The sequence below is a fragment of the [Pseudomonas] carboxydohydrogena genome, assembly GCF_029030725.1.
Taxonomy (GTDB): domain Bacteria; phylum Pseudomonadota; class Alphaproteobacteria; order Rhizobiales; family Xanthobacteraceae; genus Afipia; species Afipia carboxydohydrogena.
The window spans coordinates 2,206,196-2,223,390 of sequence record NZ_CP113162.1; the positions used below are offsets into that span (position 1 = coordinate 2,206,196).

The window sequence follows — 17,195 nt, forward strand, 5'->3', positions numbered from 1 at the left end:
CCGTTGGCTTAAGCCTTCTCGCGCCCGTGCCGTGAGAACAGCAGGATCAGCACAGGCAGCGTGATCAGGATCACGATCGGCGCAATCGCCATGCCCGACACCACCACCAGCGCCAGCGGCTTCTGCACCTGCGAACCGATGCCCGTCGACAACGCCGCAGGCAGCAAGCCGATGCCCGCGACGGCGCAGGTCATCAACACGGGTCGCATCTGCAATTCGCCGGTGCGGATCACCGCCTTGACGCGGTCCACGCCCTCGTCGATGAGCTGGTTGTACTGCGACAGCATGATGATGCCGTCCATCACAGCGATGCCGAACAGCGCGATGAAGCCGATCGCCGCCGACACGCTGAACGGCACACCGCTGAACAAGAGGCCGAGCACGCCGCCGAGCACCGCCATCGGGATCACGCTCATCGCGAGCATGGTATCGACCATCGAGCCGAAATTGAACCACAGGAGAACGCCAATCAGCGCGAGGCTGATCGGCACCACGATCGACAGCCGCTTGATCGCATCCTGTAGATTGCTGAACTCGCCGACCCACTCAAGATGCGTGCCCGGAGGCAGCTTCACCTCGGCCTCGACCTTCTCCTGCGCTTCCTGGATGGTGCTGCCGAGGTCGCGCTCGCGCACCGAGAACTTGATCGGCAGGTAGCGTTCCTGCTGTTCGCGGTAGATGTAGGCCGCGCCGGAAACGAGTTTGATAGTCGCGACTTCGCTCAGCGGAATCTGCGTGATGCCATTCGGTCCCTGCGCCGCGATCCGCAGATTCCGGATGCTCTCGGCACTCTTGCGATATTCCGGCGCGAGGCGGACGACGATCGGGAAATGACGGTCGCTGCCCGGCTCATACAGGTCGCCCGCACTATCGCCACCGATGGCGACGCGGATGGTGGCGTTGATGTCGCCCGGAGACAGGCCGTAGCGCGCCGCGCGCACGCGATCGACATCGATCTGGATGGTCGGCTGGCCGAGCGAGGTGAACACCGACAGGTCGGCGATGCCCCGCACCGTCGCCAACACCGACTTGATCTTGTTGGCGGTCTCCGTGAGTTCGACAAGATCGTTGCCGAACAGCTTGATCGAATTCTCGCCCTTCACGCCCGACACCGCTTCGGCGACGTTGTCCTGAAGGTATTGCGAGAAGTTGAATTCGACGCCGGGGAACTTCGCCTGAAGCTGGGCGAGCAGTTCCGACGTCACCTGATCCTTGTCGTGCGTTCCGGGCCACTGGCTGACGGGTTTCAGCGGCGCGAAGAATTCCGCGTTGAAGAAACCGGCCGCATCGGTGCCGTCATCCGGGCGGCCGTGCTGCGACACCACCGACTGCACTTCCGGCCGCTTGGCGATCAGGCGACGCATCTCGTTGACGTAGGTGTTGCCTGCTTCGAGGGAGATGGTGGACGGCAGCGTGGCGCGTATCCACAGATTGCCTTCCTCGAGTTTAGGCAGGAATTCCAGCCCGAGCATCCGGATCGCGATGAAAGTGATAACCAGCAGCATGCCGGCGGCTGCGATCACGTATCTGGTATGCGCCACCGCCCAATTCAGCAGCGGCGCGTAACGCGCATGCAGCCAGCGCACCACCCGCGTTTCGACCTCGTGAACATGCGCGGGCAGGATGATCGCGCTGAGCGCCGGCGTCACGGTGAAGGTTGCGAGCAGTCCGCCGACCAGCGCGTAGGCATAGGTTCGCGCCATCGGGCCGAAGATGTTGCCTTCGACGCCGCTCAGCGTGAATAGCGGCAGGAACGCGGCGATGATGATCGCGGCGGCAAAGAAGATCGAACGCGACACGTCCGCGGCCGCGCTGAAAATCCCGTGGCTCTTCATCCCCATCATCGTCTCGGGAGAAATCGCATCCTCCTCGGTCGTGGACAGTTCGGTGCCGTGCGACAGCCGCCGGAAGATCGCCTCCACCATGATGACGGTGCCGTCCACGATCAGGCCGAAATCGATGGCGCCGACAGACAGCAGGTTCGCGGATTCGCCCCGCAGCACGAGAATGATGACGGCGAAGAACAGCGCGAACGGAATCGTGGCGCCGACAATCAGCGCGCTGCGCAGATCGCCGAGGAATAGCCATTGCAGCAGCACGATCAGGATGATGCCGACAATCATGTTATGCAGTACCGTGGACGTGGTGATGTCGATCAGGTCCTGGCGATCGTAAATGCGCTCAATGCGCACGCCCGGCGGCAGAATGTTCGAATTGTTGATTTTTTCGACAGCGTCCACGACCCGCGCAATTGTCGGCGAGCTTTTCTCGCCGCGCCGCATCAGCACGATGCCCTGCACGATATCGTCGGCATCGTTCATTCCAGCGATACCGAGGCGCGGCTTGAAGCCGACCTCGACCTTGGCGACGTCCTTGACCAGGATCGGGTTGCCGCCGCTTTGCGAGATCATGGTGTTGGCCAGATCGTCGACCGAACGGATCAGGCCGACGCCGCGCACCACGGCGGACTGCGCGCCGATGTTAATCGTGTTGCCGCCGACATTGATGTTGGCGTTGCCGACCGCCTGCAAGAGCTGCGGCAGCGACAGGCCCGCCGCCGCGAGCTTGTTGAAATCGACCTGCAATTCGTAGGTCTTGGTCTTGCCGCCCCAGCCGGTGACGTCGATCACACCCGGTATCGAGCGGAAGCGCCGCTGCAACACCCAGTCCTGCAAGGTCTTGAGGTCGAGCACGCTGTAATTCGGCGGTCCGACGAGACGATAGCGGAAGATTTCACCGACAGCACTCAGCGGCGAGATCTGCGGCTGGGCATTTCCCGGGAGCTGCGGCAATTGCGAAAGCCGGTTCAGCACCTGCTGCAACGCCTCGTCATAGGTGTAATCGAACGAGAACTGCAATTTGACGTCGGACAATCCGTAGAGCGAGATCGTGCGGATGACGCGCAGGTTCTTGATGCCCGCTACCTGCGTTTCGATCGGGATCGTGATGTAGCGCTCGATCTCCTCGGCCGACATGCCGGCGCTTTGCGTGACGACATCGACCATCGGCGCGGTCGGGTCCGGATAGGCCTCGATGTTGAGCTGCTGGAATGCGATCAGGCCGCCGATGACCACCGCGGCGAAAATGCCGAGAATGAGGAAGCGGCGCTGAACGGCGATAGAGACGAGACGGTCGATCAAGCCAGCGCCCCTCGATAGGACGCCTGTCGCAGGCCGTCTGCGCCGGTAGCTTCATGCCCGCCGCGGACGCTCTGGTTTGGCCGCGCGCTGCGGCATCGGCGGATGGATTGAGCCATCATCAGCTGCCAGACGCGGCACGATCGATGAACAGCCCGCCCTTGACGACGACCTGCTCGCCGGGGCGGAGATTCTCCGTCACCTCGACAAGATTGCCGCTCGACAGGCCGACCTTCACCGGACGCAATTCGATGGTCTTGTTATCATGCGCGACCCAGAGCCGGACGTTCTCGGCCTCGTAGATCAGGGCCTGCTTCGGCACAGCCACCGCGGGATGGTCGCCCGGCGAGAAGATCGTGACGTTGGCGAACATCTCCGGCTTCAAGCTCGCGTCGGAATTGTCGATGGTGGCGCGGATGGTCAGCCGCCGTGTCACCGGATCGATGGCGGTCGCGACATAATTGATCCGCGCGGTGCGCGTGCGCGTCGGCGACGACAAAACGGTGAAGGAGACATCCTGTCCCACCGCGACATCGTCGGCGTCCGCCTCACGGACATAGCCGGTCAGCCACACGGTCGACAGATCGCCGATCACGAAGACAGGATCGGTCGCACCTGCATTGATATATTGCCCCGGCCCGACCTTGCGCTGGACCACGGTGCCCGCGATCGGCGAAACGACGATCAGTTCCGGATTGATGCGGCCCTTGTCCTGAAAGGAGGCGATGGCGGCATCGCTCAGACCGAGAATCTTCAGGCGATTGCGCGACGCCTCGAGCGCCGTCTGCGCCGAACGCATGTCGTTTTCCGCCTGCACCTCAGTCGCCTGCGCGGACTGGTAGTCCTTCAGCGGAATGGCCTTGCCGTCGAACAACTCCTTGGCGCGCCGCCCTTGCGTCTGCGCAAGATCAAGCGCGGACCGCGCCTTGTTGGTCGCGGTCAGGGCCGCGATGAACTCGTTCTGGGCCTGCACGGTGTCGGTGGCCTCGAGCACGAACAGAGGCTGCCCCTGATCGACATGATCGCCCGCACGCACCAAAAGCTTCGTCACGCGCCCGGTATAGGGCGAGAACACCTGGGTGGAGCGGTCCTCATCGATGGAAATCTTGCCTTCAGTGATGTGCTCGGCGCGGAACACCTTTTGCGTGGCAGGGGTCACCGTCAGGCTCGCCCATTCCATTTCCGTCGGCTTGTAACGAGTCGGATCGCGTGCCGCCTTGCTGGAAATGTCGGACAGTTGCGGAGCCGGAGACAAAAGATGGATGCCACCGTAAATCACCGCGCCCGCGCCCAGCACGGCGCAAAGACCGAAAACGGCCCGCCTGGGCCCGATCCGGGCAATGATATCCTTCAAGGAAGGGCGGTGGTCCAGCACGCGAACGATCCCGTGAAAGAAGAAAGGCTGTTGTCTTATGGATTATGGCCCGACGGTCGCAACCCAAGTGTGACGGTATCCCGTCAACCCGGCCGTCTATAGGGCCGGTTTTGGCTTTTCGACAATCCAAAACAGCGTGGACGGGCGGAATCCCGATCACTTCTTGGATTATGTGTTAATTTCGCTGCATGGAAGATGAACAAATGCCCTGAAAGCCAGATCCGGCCGATTCAGGCGGGCAGCCGGGTCTCCACCAGCCGGACCCAGTAGGACGTGCCGAAAACGATGGCGTCGTCGTTGAAATCGAAGGCCGGGTGGTGCCAGCCGGCGCTGTCGCCGTTGCCGAGAAAGATGAATGCCCCCGGACGCGCCTGCAACATGTAGGCGAAATCCTCCGCTGCCATCAACGGCGGAATGCCGAGGCTGACGCGCCCCTGCCCGGCGACCTCGCCCGCCACCTGCGCCGCGATGTCGGTCTGTCCGGCGTGGTTCACCAGGACCGGGTAGCCGCGCCGATAATCCACGGCGATCTTCGCTCCGCTCTGCGTCGCAATGCCGGCCGCAATCTCCCGCACCCGCTTCTCGACCATGTCGCGCATCTGTGGCGTCAGCGTGCGCACCGTTCCGATCAGCGTCGCGGTCTGCGGGATGACGTTACGCGCATCGCCCGCCTTGAACTGGCAGATCGAGATCACCGCCGCCTCGAGAGGATCGGCGGCCCGCGAGACGATAGATTGCAGCGCAACGATCAGTTGTGAGCCCGCGAGCACCGGATCGATCGCCTTGTGCGGCGCAGCAGCATGACCGCCGGTACCCTCGATCTCGATATCGACATGATCGGTCGAGGCCATGGCCGGACCCGCGCGCAGCGCAAATGTGCCGACCGCCATGCCGGGAGAATTGTGCATCCCATAGATTTCGTCGATGCCATATTTCTCCACCAGACCGTCGTCGAGCATCGCGGCGGCCCCGGCACCGCCTTCCTCGGCGGGCTGAAACACGACCACCGCCTCGCCCGCGAAATTGCGCGTCTCTGTAAGATAACGCGCAGCACCGAGCAGCATCGCGGTGTGACCGTCATGGCCGCAGGCATGCATCCGGCCCGGCTCGGTCGAGCGATATGGAGCGCCGGTCTCCTCCTCGATCGGCAAGGCATCCATGTCGGCGCGCAAGGCCACAACCTTGATGCCGTCGCCTTGCGCGGGCTTGCGGCCCCTGATGCGCCCGACCACGCCTGTGCGCCCGATCCCGGTCGCCACCTCGTCGCAGCCGAATTCGCGCAGTTTCGCGGCCACGAACTCCGCCGTCCGGTGCACCTCGTACATCAGCTCGGGATGCGCGTGCAGTTCGCGCCGCCACGCGGTGATCTCGGGCTGGAATTCGGAGATGCGATTGACGATCGGCATTCGGCGAGCCTGAAAAGAGTGCGACGCACAAAGGTAACATGCCCGTGCCTCTGGCTCAAAGTGCAATGGCGTGTCGCGAATCTGCGCGTTAAGACCCCATGACGTTTGAAAATACCGAAGGCTCCCCCATGACCGATCTTCTCGAAGGTGACTATGACTATATTGTCGTAGGCGCCGGCACTGCCGGCTGCATTGTCTCCAACCGATTGTCCGCCGATCCCAAGAACCGGGTGCTGACACTGGAGGCCGGGGGACGCGACAACTGGATCTGGTTTCACATTCCGGTCGGCTATTTGTTCGCCATCGGCAATCCGCGTTCCGACTGGATGTTCCGCACCGAAGCCGAGCCCGGTCTCAACGGCCGCTCGCTGCATTACCCGCGCGGCAAGGTGATCGGCGGCTGCTCCGCGATCAATGCGATGGTGTCGATGCGCGGCCAGGCCGCGGACTATGACCACTGGCGCCAGCTCGGGCTCAACGGCTGGGGCTGGGACGACGTGCTGAAATCGTTCAAGTCGCTCGAGGATCATTACCTCGGGGCGACCGAGCATCACGGAGCGGGCGGCGGATGGCGGATCGAGCCGCCGCGCATTTCATGGGACGTGCTCGACGCCATCGCCAGCGCAGCCGAGCAGATGGGCATCCGCAAGATTCCCGATTTCAACACCGGCGACAACGAAGGCTCCAGCTACTTTCAGGTCAACCAGAAGCGCGGGCGGCGCTGGTCGTCGGCACGAGGCTTCCTCAAACCCGCCCTTAATCGCCCTAACCTGCGGCTGGAGACCAACGTGCTGGTCGACAAGCTCATCATCGAGAACGGGCGCGCGGTCGGCGTGCGCTACAGCCGCGACGGCAAGATGGTCGAGGCCCGCGCCAAGGGTGAGGTCATCCTGACATCGGGGTCGATCGGATCGGTGCAGATCCTGCATCGCTCCGGCATCGGGCCGCGCGAATGGCTGGAGCCGCTCGGCATCGACACCATCCTCGACCGCCAGGGCGTCGGCCGCAATCTGCAAGACCATCTGCAACAGCGCGCGATCTACAAGGTCCAGGGCATCAAGACGCTCAACGAGGTCTATGCCTCGCTGGTGCAGCGTGCCTGGATGGGGATCGACTACGCGCTGCGGCGGCGCGGGCCGCTGACGATGGCCCCCTCTCAGCTTGGCATTTTCACGCGGTCAAGCCCCGAGCACGAACGCGCCAATATCCAGTTCCACGCGCAGCCGCTGTCGCTCGACAAATTCGGCGATCCGCTGCACGACTTCCCCGCTATCACGCTCAGCGCATGCAACCTGCGTCCCACCTCGCGCGGCGAAATCAGGCTGCGCTCCTCTGCACCGGAAGATAAACCGATCATCGCACCGCACTATCTATCGACCGACGCCGACCGCAAGGTGGCCGCCGACGCCATTCGCGTGACGCGCAAGATGATGAAACAACCCGCGATGGCGGCCTACAACCCTGAGGAATACCTCCCCGGCCCTTCAGTCGGCGACGACGATGCCTCGCTCGCGAAGGCCGCCGGCGATATCGGCACCACCATCTTCCATCCGGTAGGAACAGCGAAAATGGGGCTGCCGAGCGATCCGCTCGCGGTGGTCGACGAACGTCTGCGATTCCTCGGAATAGAGCGCCTGCGCGTGATCGATGCCTCGGTGATGCCGACCATCACCTCGGGGAACACCAACACGCCCACCGCCATGATCGCCGAGAAGGGTTCCTCCTTCATTCTCGCGGACAACCGCTAGGCAAATCGTCGAATACAGCACTACGATTGCTGCCACATTTGGTCTGCACAACGCGCGTAAGACCGACGCGCGAAGACTGTCTTTGTCGGTTACGTTTGGTATTCATCCCCGCGGCCCCTATAGTGCGAATCGCACCGCCATCAGACAAAGGACGAAAATGATCAGAACACTTCTCGTTGCCGCGTTGCTTGCGTCCTCGACGGCTGCGGTCATGGCACAGGGACAGGGCCGTAGCGGCACGCCCGAGGAGCAGAAGGCTTGCGCAAAGGACGTTTCGCGCTATTGCCGCTCCGTGATGGACCAGTCGGACCTCGTGGTTCTTTCGTGCTTGCAGCAGCACCGCCCCAAGATCAGCAAAGCGTGCGACGCCGTTCTGGTCAGCCACGGCCAGTAAGATCGCCTGAAAGTTATCCCGACAAACAAAAGCCGCCGCATCCTCGATGCGGCGGCTTTTTGCTGTGGGTGCTACGTCATTCCGGGGCGCGAGCAGCTTCGGAATGACGGTCGAACCGGGAAACGATCTAGGCCGACTTGCGCACTGCGTTGTCCATCAGGGTCTTGCCGAGCGACCACACCGCGCCGGGGACCCGATGGCTCGCGGCGATCACCTCGTCGAACGATTTCTCGATCCATGTGCAATCCGCGTCCGTAATGGTGAGCGGCGGCAGCATCTTCACCGTATGGCTTGCATGGCCCGCGACCTGGGTGAGGACCTTGTGATCCTTGAACAGCGGAATGGTGATGAGCTGGCAGAACAGCCCCTTGCTCGCCGATTCCAACAGATTCCACGACGCCCTGAGCGCCAAGGACTTCGGCGGGCCGAATTCAACGCCGATCATCAGCCCCTTGCCGCGCACATTCTTGAGAAGCTCGTAGCGCGGGATCATCGCGTTCAGCGTGCCGACGATGCGATTGCCGCAATGCTCGGCATTCTCGATCAGCTTCTCGGATTTCAGCACTTCGAGCGTGGCGATGCCGGCCGCCATCGCCAGATCGTTCTTGGCGAAGGTCGAGCCATGGACGACGGCGCGATCCATGCGGTCGAAGATCTTGTCGAAGATCGCCTTGCGCATCAGCACCGCGCCGACCGGCACATGGCCGCCGGAGAGCGACTTCGACAGCAGCACCATATCCGGCTCGACATTCCAGTGCTCGACCGCGAGGAAGCGGCCGGTCCGGCCAAGCCCGGTCTGGATTTCATCGGCGACGAAGATGGTGCCGTATTTCTTGCACAGCGCGGCTACGCCCGGCAGGTAATCGTCGTCGGGGATGTTGACGCCCTTGCCCTGCACCGGCTCGACGATGAAGGCCGCGACCTGCCGCGACGCCAGCGCCTTTTCCAGCGCGGCGAGATCGTTGAACGGAATCACCGAACAATCGGGCAGCAGCGGGCCGAAGCCGCCGCGGAAATTCGCATCGTCCGTCAGCGACAGCGAGCCGTAGGTCAGGCCGTGATAGCCGTGGTCGCAATAGACGATGCCGGTCCGGCCGGTCGCGCCGCGCGCGAATTTGATCGCGGCTTCGACACATTCCGTCCCTGAATTTGCGAAAAACACCTTATCAAGATAAGGCACATGCGCGATCAGGCGCTCGGCCAGAACACCGGCGAGCGTGGAAATGTCGAGTTGGACGAGATTGGCGAATTCGCTGTCGAGCACGCTTTTCAGGGCATCGCGAATCACGGGATGGTTACGGCCGAGTGCGAACACCCCGAAACCGCTCAGGAGATCGAGGTACCGCGCATTGTCACGATCGAAGAGGTATTGCCCCTGCCCGCGCTGGAACCCGACATCGTAGCCAATGGTTTTGAGAACCCGGACGAGTTGCTCGTTCAGATACCTCGTATGGAGCGCGCCACGCTGAAACTGGCGATCGGCGACTATCTCGGAAATGTCTAGATTTGCTTTCACCATGCAGTACATACGTCGTTTGATGGGTCGCTCGTCAACCGAAAAAAGCGTCGCGGCCCACGGTTGGCCGGATGGAACATCCCGTGAAATTACGGTTTACTTTCGTTTGCAGCCTGCGCGAGGATTCATGCGGAAATTAGCTTGTTCGGCGATCGTCTTACTCGGGGCCATAGGTGCCGCTCATGCCGCCGAGATCCCCGGCGAATGGCTGGTCAAGGAAGGCGTGGCCACCATCCGCATCGCCAATTGCAACGGCCGCCTCTGGGGCGTCGTCGCCACGGAAAAGACTCCGGGTGGCATCGATGCCAAGAACCCGGACAAGGCCAAACGCGGCCGTCCCACCCTCGGCATGCCGATCCTGCTCAACATGAAGCCGGACGAGGACGAGAAGGGCAAATGGGACGGCAACATCTATAATGCCAAGGACGGCAAAACCTACGAATCCTCGATCAAGTTGTCGTCACCAAACCAGCTGAAGGTCGAGGGCTGCGTACTCGGCTTCCTGTGCGGCGGCGAGACGTGGACGCGCGTGCCCGAGCCTGCCACCCCCCCGATGGCTGCCAATCCGCCGACACCGCACACTGGAACACCGCATACCGGCACGAAAGCGGCCGGCTCTGTGCCCCGCACGATCGGTCAAAAAGGGCCGGCGGTGCCGGGAGCGGCAGCAACGACGCCCCCGGCTCCCGGTTCAACCTCCGACATCTGTCTCCTCCCCGACATCGCGGGGGCGGCCCATTAGGGCCGGCTGAAACAGCACCGCCGCCGCGAGCGTCGTCACCAGCGATAGCGCCATCAGCTTGCCCATGCTCGACGTGCCGGGATGGCTCGACAGCCACAGGCTGCCGAACGCCGTCGCGGTCGTCATCGCACTGAAGAAGATCGCGCGCGTCAGGCTCGATTGCAGCAGCTTGACGTGCCCTGCCCGCCACGCCGTCACGTAATAGATCTTGAACGCAACGCCGACACCGAGCAGTAGCGGCAGCGCGATGATATTGGCGAAGTTGAGCGGCATGCCGATCAGCACGCAGATCTCCAGCGTCACCACGCCCGCGAGGATGAGAGGCACCAGCGTCAGCAGCACGTCGGTGAACCGCCGCAGCACGATGTACAAAAGAATGCCGATCGACAGCAGCGCCCAGCAGCCCGCCTGAATGAACGCCATGACGATGGTGTGGCCCGATTCCAGAATCGAGATCGGCCCGCCCACCGCGGTCGGCTCGACCTTCTGAACGGCGGCCGCGAACTTGCGCAACGTCTCGTTGTCGTTCGGATCACCCTTCGGCTGCGCCTCGACGCGCGCCCGGCCATCCGGCGTCATCCAGTCCGCGACGAGTTCGGGCGGCAGGTTTTTCAGCGTGATCGGCTGGGCCTTCAGCGAATTGCGAACCTGCTCCACCAGCGTGTGATACGGCGACAGGAATATCTCCGTCACCTTGTCGCGCACCGATTTGTCGGATTGCGCGAGCTTCGTCAGATCGCCCGCAAGCCGGTTGGCTGCGGCCGCGACTTCGGGCGACGACTTTCCGGCGGTGCGCTTGAGGGCCGCCGCCGCATCCGTCAGCGCCGCGACGTTGTCGAAATCCTCGGCCGCGGCGCCGGGTTGCGACTTGAAGATCGGATCGAGCGCGCCCGCGGCGCGGCGGATCAGGCCGATCTTGGCCTGCTGATCTTCCGGCACGAAGCTGTCCAGCGTCGTGGTGCGGGACACTTCCGGCAGTTTCGCCAGCCGCTGCTCGGCCTCCTTCGCCGCCGCAAGCGACGGCGCCAGCACATCGACGGCGCTGGTCGCGGTGTTGGGATCGCGGCGCAGATCGAGATAAGTCGCCACCGATTCCACCTTCGGGCTGCGCAGGTTCATCGGGTTGAAATCGAAGTGCAGGAAATACAACAGCGGCAGGCCGAGCGTCGCCACGCCGAGCGTGGTCGCGACGATACCGATGCGGTGATCTTCCAGAAACTTGTCGACTGGCGCGAGGAAGGCATAGCCGACAGGCTCCTTCTCGCCCGGCGGGTTGAGCAGCTTCAGCAGCGCGGGCAGCACCGTCACCGCCATGAAGAACGCGATCAGCATGCCCGCGCCGGCGATCTTGCCGAGTTCGGACACGCCTTTGTAATGCGTCGGCAGGAATGACAGGAAGCCTGCGGCGGTCGCCACGGCGGCCAGCGTCAGCGGCACGGCGGCATGCCTGGCCGCCGCCTCCAGCGCCTCCTGCAAATCCGGAATGTCGTAACGGTCCGACCGATAGCGGACGCTGTACTGGATTCCGAAATCGACGCCGAGGCCGACGAACAGCACGAAAAACGCGATCGAAATCAGGTTGAACGATCCCGCGATCATCAGCGCCACCGCCGTCGTCACCGACAGACCGATCGCGAGCGTAACCAGCACCGCGAGAATGATCCGTGGCGAATGCAGCGCAAGCCACAGGATGAAGATCACGATCAGCACCGTCGCGATGCCGTTTTCCAGCGCGCCGTCCTGCACCGTGCCGAATTCCTCGTTGGCGATCGGCACCGGGCCTGTCAGGCGCACGCGGGCGTGGAAATTCTTGTCGAAGGACAGATCGCTCGCCGCTTGCCGGATCGCGTCGGTCGCGACCTTGCCGGGCTCCAGCGCCTGATAATCGAGAATCGGCTGAATCAGGATGAGCGAACGCAGGTCGGAGGGCGTCAGCGGCTCGCTGCTGGTGAGTTGCCGCCAGGAAAAGGTGCCGCTCCCGGTCGTGAGGATCTGTTCGAGACTCTCGGACACGAGGTTGAGCGGCCGCGCCAGCCCCTCGCGCGGCAGCTTGCCGCGCTCCACGCCTTGCAGCGCGGTCTGGAGTACGCCGGTCAGGCCCCGGATGCTCGGATCGTCATGCAGGATGTCGAAAAACGGCTGGGCCGCCGCATACTGGCCGGTGATCTTGCCGACCTCGGCCGTGGGCAAGAACAAAAGTCCGTTATTCTGGAAAAAGGGTGTATCCGCCGGGCGGACCACCGAGGTGAATTTATCGGTCTGCGGCGCGAGCTTTTGCTCCAGCGCAGCACTCGCCTGGGAGGCCAATTCCGGGGTCGCAGCCTCAACAACCGCGATAATCAGCTCGTTTCGGCCCGGAAATGCCTTCTCATAGGCCAGTTCGCGCTGCCGCCAGGGCAGATTCTCAGAAATCAGCTTGTTGACGTCGGTCGAAATCGCAAAATTGTGCGATGCATATATACCGGCTATGACCGCCAAAATAACGCCAAGAAGTACGGTAAGCCATGCATGGCGCGTACAGGTCTTGACCAAAGAGACAATTATCCTTGTCAGCACAGGTTTTCTTTCTATTTGAAACGATCAAGTTGAGGGATTGCGCGTTTGAGATAGGCCAGCGGGTTAACTCTGACCTGCGGGATAGGTGCCCATTGGACACATAATCATGGCATAAGGCGGAAAATTGCCGGGAACTACTGCGTCATAGCTGCCTTAATGATACACTCGCGTGCCGTTCACGTCTTGTTCTTGTACAGTTCGGATCTCCTCACATGACTTCATCCACCCCGTTGCTCGACCAGATCAACTGTCCCTCCGATTTGCGCAAGCTCAAAGAAAGCGAGCTGCCGCAGGTGGCGCAGGAGCTGCGCGCGGAAACCATCAATACGGTTGCGGTAACAGGCGGCCATCTCGGCTCGGGCCTTGGCGTGGTGGAACTCACTGTCGCGTTACATCATGTCTTTAATACGCCAGACGACCGCATCATCTGGGATGTCGGCCATCAGGCTTACCCTCACAAGATTCTCACCAGCCGACGTGACCGGATTCGCACGCTTCGGCAAGGTGGCGGCTTGTCCGGATTCACCAAGCGCGCCGAGAGCGAATATGATTGCTTCGGCACCGCGCATTCCTCGACCTCGATCTCCGCCGGTCTCGGCATGGCGGTGGCGCGCGACCTGTCAGGCGGCAACAACAACGTGATCGCCGTGATCGGCGACGGCGCGATGTCCGCCGGCATGGCCTATGAGGCCATGAACAACGCAGGCGCGATGGATTCGCGGCTCATCGTCATCCTCAACGACAACGAGATGTCGATCGCCCCGCCCGTCGGCGCGATGTCGTCCTATCTGTCGCGGCTGACCTCCAGCAACACCTATCGTTCGCTGCGCGAGATCGGCAAGCAGGTCGCCAAGCGGCTGCCGAAATTCGTCGAAAAGGGCGCGCAGCGCGCCGAGGAATATGCCCGCGGCATGCTGTCGGGCGGCACGCTGTTCGAGGAGCTTGGCTTCTACTATGTCGGCCCGATCGACGGCCACAATCTCGACCACCTGCTCCCTGTGCTGAAGAACGTCCGCGACTCCAAGGTCGGCCCGACGCTGATCCATGTCGTCACCGAAAAGGGCAAGGGCTACAGCCACGCCGAGACGGCCAAGGACAAGTATCACGGCGTCGTCAAATTCGACGTTGCCACCGGCAAGCAGAACAAGGCCAAGGCCAACGCGCCATCCTACACTAGCGTGTTCGGCAATTCACTGGTCAAGCTCGCCGAGAAGGACGACAAGATCATCGGCATCACTGCCGCGATGCCGTCAGGTACCGGCATCGATATCTTCCAGAAGGTCTATCCCGAGCGCACGTTCGATGTCGGCATCGCCGAGCAGCATGCGGTGACGTTCGCGGCGGGCCTTGCGACCGAGGGCATGAAGCCATTCGTCGCGATCTACTCGACCTTCCTGCAACGCGCCTACGATCAGGTGGTGCACGACGTCGCGATCCAGAAACTGCCGGTCCGCTTCGTGATCGACCGCGCCGGCCTCGTCGGCGCTGACGGCCCGACCCATGCGGGCTCGTTCGACCTCGCCTATCTCGGCTGCCTGCCCGACATGGTCATCATGGCTGCGTCGGACGAAGCCGAACTCGTGCACATGGTCGCGACCGCCGCCGGCATCAACGACCGCCCGTCTGCCTTCCGCTTCCCGCGCGGCGACGGTGTCGGCGTCGATCTTCCCGCTGAAGGCGTACCGCTCGAAATCGGCAAGGGCCGCATCGTGCGCGAAGGTTCGTCGGTGGCGATCCTGTCGCTCGGCACGCGCCTCAACGAATCGCTCAAGGCCGCCGACATTCTCAAATCGCACGGGCTGACCACGACCGTCGCAGATGCGCGCTTCGCCAAGCCGATCGATACCGATCTGGTGCTTCAGCTTGCGCGCGACCACGAGGTTCTCATCACCATCGAGGAAGGCGCAATCGGCGGCTTCGGCGCGCAGGTGCTGCACACGCTGGCCGAGCACGGCGCGCTCGACAAGGGCCTCAAGGTCCGTTCGATGGTCCTGCCGGACGTCTTCATCGATCAGGACAGCCCCGCCGCGATGTACGCAAAGGCCGGTCTCGATGCCAAGGGCATCGTCAAGCGCGTGTTCGAGGCGCTCGGCCGTGAAAACGAAATCAGCGCGGTGCAGCTTGCTTAACAAGACCCCGACCCAAACCGAAACCATCCAGGTTCTGCTGGCGCAGCCGCGCGGCTTCTGCGCGGGCGTGGTGCGTGCGATCGAGATCGTCGAGCGCGCGATCGAGAAGTACGGACCGCCGGTCTATGTCCGCCATGAGATCGTCCACAACAAGTACGTGGTCGAGAGCCTCAAGGCGAAGGGCGCGGTGTTCGTGGAGGACGTCCACGAGGTGCCGGACAACGCCATCACCGTGTTCAGCGCGCACGGCGTCGCCAAGAGCGTCGAGGCGGAAGCCGCTTCGCGCAACCTGCCGGTGCTGGACGCCACCTGCCCGCTCGTCTCGAAAGTCCACAATCAGGGCAAGCGTTACGTCGGCAAGGGCCGCCGCCTCGTACTGATCGGCCATGAGGGCCACCCGGAAGTGGTCGGCACCATGGGCCAGGTCCCCGGCCCGGTGACGCTGGTGCAGAGCGTGGAGGACGTGGCGCGGCTCGACATCCCGACCGACGCCCCCGTGGCTTACATCACCCAGACCACGCTTAGCGTCGATGACACCAGGGACATCATTGCGGCTCTCGCAGAGCGGTTTCCCGATCTTGAGGGACCCGACACCCGCGATATCTGCTATGCTACGCAGAATCGTCAGTCCTCGGTCCGCGACCTCAGCAAGCTCGTCGATCTGATCCTTGTTGTCGGCGCGACCAACAGTTCCAACTCCAACCGTTTGCGCGAAATCGGCACCGAAGTCGGTGTCCCGAGCTATCTGATCGCCGACGGCAGCCAGCTCAATCCGGAGTGGCTGCGCGGCGTCAAAACGGTCGGAATCACCGCCGGGGCATCCGCTCCGGAAGTCCTTGTCGATGACGTGATCGACGCCCTTCGCCGCATCGCCCCCGTGTCGGTGGATGTGGTGCCGGGACGCGAGGAAAACATCGAGTTCAAGCTGCCGCCGGAGCTGACATCGGTCAGGGCCGGGGCACAGATCTAATCGGAAAGACGCTGTTTCATGGCCATACCATTCTTCAAGGAAATCAAGATCGGTTCCTACCTGATGAAGCAGAAGCTTCTCGGCCGGAAACGCTATCCGCTCGTGCTGATGCTTGAGCCGCTGTTCCGCTGCAACCTCGCCTGCGCGGGCTGTGGCAAGATCGATTATCCCGATGCGATCCTGAACCGCCGCATGAGCGCACAGGAATGCTGGGACGCGGCCGAGGAGTGCGGCGCGCCGATGGTCGCCATTCCGGGCGGCGAGCCGCTCATCCACAAGGAGATCGGCGAGATCGTGCGTGGCCTCGTCGCGCGCAAGAAGTTCGTCTCGCTCTGCACCAACGCGCTGCTGCTTGAGAAGAAGCTCGATCTGTTCGAGCCCTCGCCGTACCTGTTCTTCTCCGTCCACCTCGACGGCCTGAAGGATCATCACGATCAATCGGTGTGCCAGCAGGGCGTGTTCGACCGCGCCGTCTCCGCGATCAAGGCGGCGAAGGCACGCGGCTTTACCGTGAACGTCAACGCGACGATCTTCGACAACTATCCGGCCGAGGAAATCGCGAAGTTTCTCGATTTCACCACCGAGCTTGGCGTCGGCGTCTCGATCTCGCCGGGCTACGCCTATGAGCGCGCCCCGGATCAGGAACACTTCCTCAACCGCAAGAAGACCAAGGAATTGTTCCGCGGCGTGTTCGCGCGCGGCAAGGGCAAGAAGTGGAATTTCATGCACTCCTCGCTCTTCCTCGACTTCCTCGCGGGCAACCAGAACTTCCATTGTGAGCCGTGGGGCATGCCCGCGCGCAATATCTTCGGCTGGCAGAAGCCCTGCTACCTGCTCGGAGAAGGCTACACCGCGACCTTCAAGGAGCTGATGGAAACCACCGATTGGGATTCCTACGGCACCGGCAAGTATGAGAAGTGCGCGAACTGCATGGCGCATTGCGGCTACGAGCCGACCGCGGCCAATGCCGCGATCAGCAATCCGCTGAAAGCCCTGTGGGTCTCGTTGCGCGGCATCAAGACCGCAGGACCGATGGCGCCGGAAATCGATCTCTCCAAGCAGCGCCCGGCGCAGTATGTGTTCTCCTCGGAAGTGCAGAAGCGCCTGTCCGAGATTCGCGCCGACGAGGCCAAGGAGGCCGAGGCCAAGGCCGCCAAGCTCGCCGCCGCCAAGGCCGCTCCCGCCGCGGACGCTTCGACCGCCGCCTGATTCAGGGACAAAC

General features: G+C 62.8%; 11 protein-coding genes. 6 read left to right on the top strand and 5 right to left on the bottom strand.

The features are described 5' to 3' along the window. Positions 1-8: 8 nt before the first annotated feature. The 3 genes from AFIC_RS10715 to AFIC_RS10725 form a co-directional block, all read right to left on the bottom strand. Complete coding sequence (locus AFIC_RS10715) at positions 9-3,137, bottom strand: efflux RND transporter permease subunit (protein WP_275248698.1); 3,129 nt, start codon at positions 3,135-3,137, stop codon at positions 9-11. Positions 3,138-3,258: 121 nt separating this feature from the next. Further along, positions 3,259-4,479 carry an efflux RND transporter periplasmic adaptor subunit gene (locus AFIC_RS10720; RefSeq protein ID WP_420833392.1) on the bottom strand — a complete coding sequence of 407 codons (1,221 nt, stop codon included), beginning with the start codon at positions 4,477-4,479 and terminating at the stop codon, positions 3,259-3,261. A 263-nt stretch (positions 4,480-4,742) separates the two neighbouring features. Continuing rightward, positions 4,743-5,918, bottom strand: coding sequence for a M20 aminoacylase family protein (locus AFIC_RS10725; protein WP_275246226.1), 1,176 nt, complete (start codon positions 5,916-5,918; stop codon positions 4,743-4,745). Positions 5,919-6,046: 128 nt separating this feature from the next. Here AFIC_RS10725 and AFIC_RS10730 point away from each other — a divergent pair, with 128 nt between their 5' ends. Both AFIC_RS10730 and AFIC_RS10735 read left to right on the top strand, forming a co-directional pair. Beyond that, positions 6,047-7,666 (top strand): GMC family oxidoreductase, encoded by a 1,620-nt coding sequence (locus tag AFIC_RS10730; RefSeq protein ID WP_275246227.1) that lies wholly within the window; start codon positions 6,047-6,049, stop codon positions 7,664-7,666. A gap of 157 nt (positions 7,667-7,823) precedes the next feature. Then, positions 7,824-8,060: a hypothetical protein gene (locus AFIC_RS10735; RefSeq protein ID WP_275246228.1), complete on the top strand. Its 237-nt coding sequence runs from the start codon at positions 7,824-7,826 to the stop codon at positions 8,058-8,060. 127 nt (positions 8,061-8,187) lie between these two features. On the opposite strand, the gene AFIC_RS10740 is transcribed toward AFIC_RS10735, so the two are convergent. Beyond that, positions 8,188-9,579, bottom strand: coding sequence for an aspartate aminotransferase family protein (locus AFIC_RS10740; RefSeq protein WP_275246229.1), 1,392 nt, complete (start codon positions 9,577-9,579; stop codon positions 8,188-8,190). A 124-nt stretch (positions 9,580-9,703) separates the two neighbouring features. Here AFIC_RS10740 and AFIC_RS10745 point away from each other — a divergent pair, with 124 nt between their 5' ends. Continuing rightward, positions 9,704-10,318: a DUF2147 domain-containing protein gene (locus tag AFIC_RS10745; protein WP_275246231.1), complete on the top strand. Its 615-nt coding sequence runs from the start codon at positions 9,704-9,706 to the stop codon at positions 10,316-10,318. Here AFIC_RS10745 and hpnN read toward each other — a convergent pair. Then, positions 10,268-12,874 carry a hopanoid transporter HpnN gene (gene hpnN / locus AFIC_RS10750; protein ID WP_275246232.1) on the bottom strand — a complete coding sequence of 869 codons (2,607 nt, stop codon included), beginning with the start codon at positions 12,872-12,874 and terminating at the stop codon, positions 10,268-10,270. The genes AFIC_RS10745 and hpnN overlap by 51 nt on opposite strands. Positions 12,875-13,086: 212 nt before the next feature. On the opposite strand from hpnN, the gene dxs reads away from it, so the two are divergent. The 3 genes from dxs to hpnH are packed head-to-tail and all read left to right on the top strand — an operon-like array spanning position 13,087 to position 17,182. Continuing rightward, complete coding sequence (gene dxs / locus AFIC_RS10755; protein ID WP_275246233.1) at positions 13,087-15,003, top strand: 1-deoxy-D-xylulose-5-phosphate synthase; 1,917 nt, start codon at positions 13,087-13,089, stop codon at positions 15,001-15,003. After that, positions 14,996-15,973, top strand: coding sequence for a 4-hydroxy-3-methylbut-2-enyl diphosphate reductase (ispH, locus tag AFIC_RS10760; RefSeq protein WP_275246234.1), 978 nt, complete (start codon positions 14,996-14,998; stop codon positions 15,971-15,973). Before dxs ends, ispH begins: the two co-directional genes overlap by 8 nt. Positions 15,974-15,991: 18 nt before the next feature. Next, positions 15,992-17,182, top strand: a complete 1,191-nt coding sequence (gene hpnH, locus AFIC_RS10765; protein ID WP_275246235.1) for an adenosyl-hopene transferase HpnH — start codon at positions 15,992-15,994, stop codon at positions 17,180-17,182. Positions 17,183-17,195 lie beyond the last annotated feature (13 nt).

Bases quoted from the DNA above. Each gene is read 5' to 3' on its own strand.
- AFIC_RS10745 (WP_275246231.1), top strand. From the start codon at position 9,704: ATGCGGAAATTAGCTTGTTCGGCGATCGTCTTACTCGGGGCCATAGGT.
- AFIC_RS10740 (WP_275246229.1), bottom strand. From the start codon at position 9,579: ATGGTGAAAGCAAATCTAGACATTTCCGAGATAGTCGCCGATCGCCAG.
- AFIC_RS10730 (WP_275246227.1), top strand. From the start codon at position 6,047: ATGACCGATCTTCTCGAAGGTGACTATGACTATATTGTCGTAGGCGCC.
- AFIC_RS10735 (WP_275246228.1), top strand. From the start codon at position 7,824: ATGATCAGAACACTTCTCGTTGCCGCGTTGCTTGCGTCCTCGACGGCT.
- AFIC_RS10725 (WP_275246226.1), bottom strand. From the start codon at position 5,918: ATGCCGATCGTCAATCGCATCTCCGAATTCCAGCCCGAGATCACCGCG.
- hpnH (WP_275246235.1), top strand. From the start codon at position 15,992: ATGGCCATACCATTCTTCAAGGAAATCAAGATCGGTTCCTACCTGATG.
- dxs (WP_275246233.1), top strand. From the start codon at position 13,087: ATGACTTCATCCACCCCGTTGCTCGACCAGATCAACTGTCCCTCCGAT.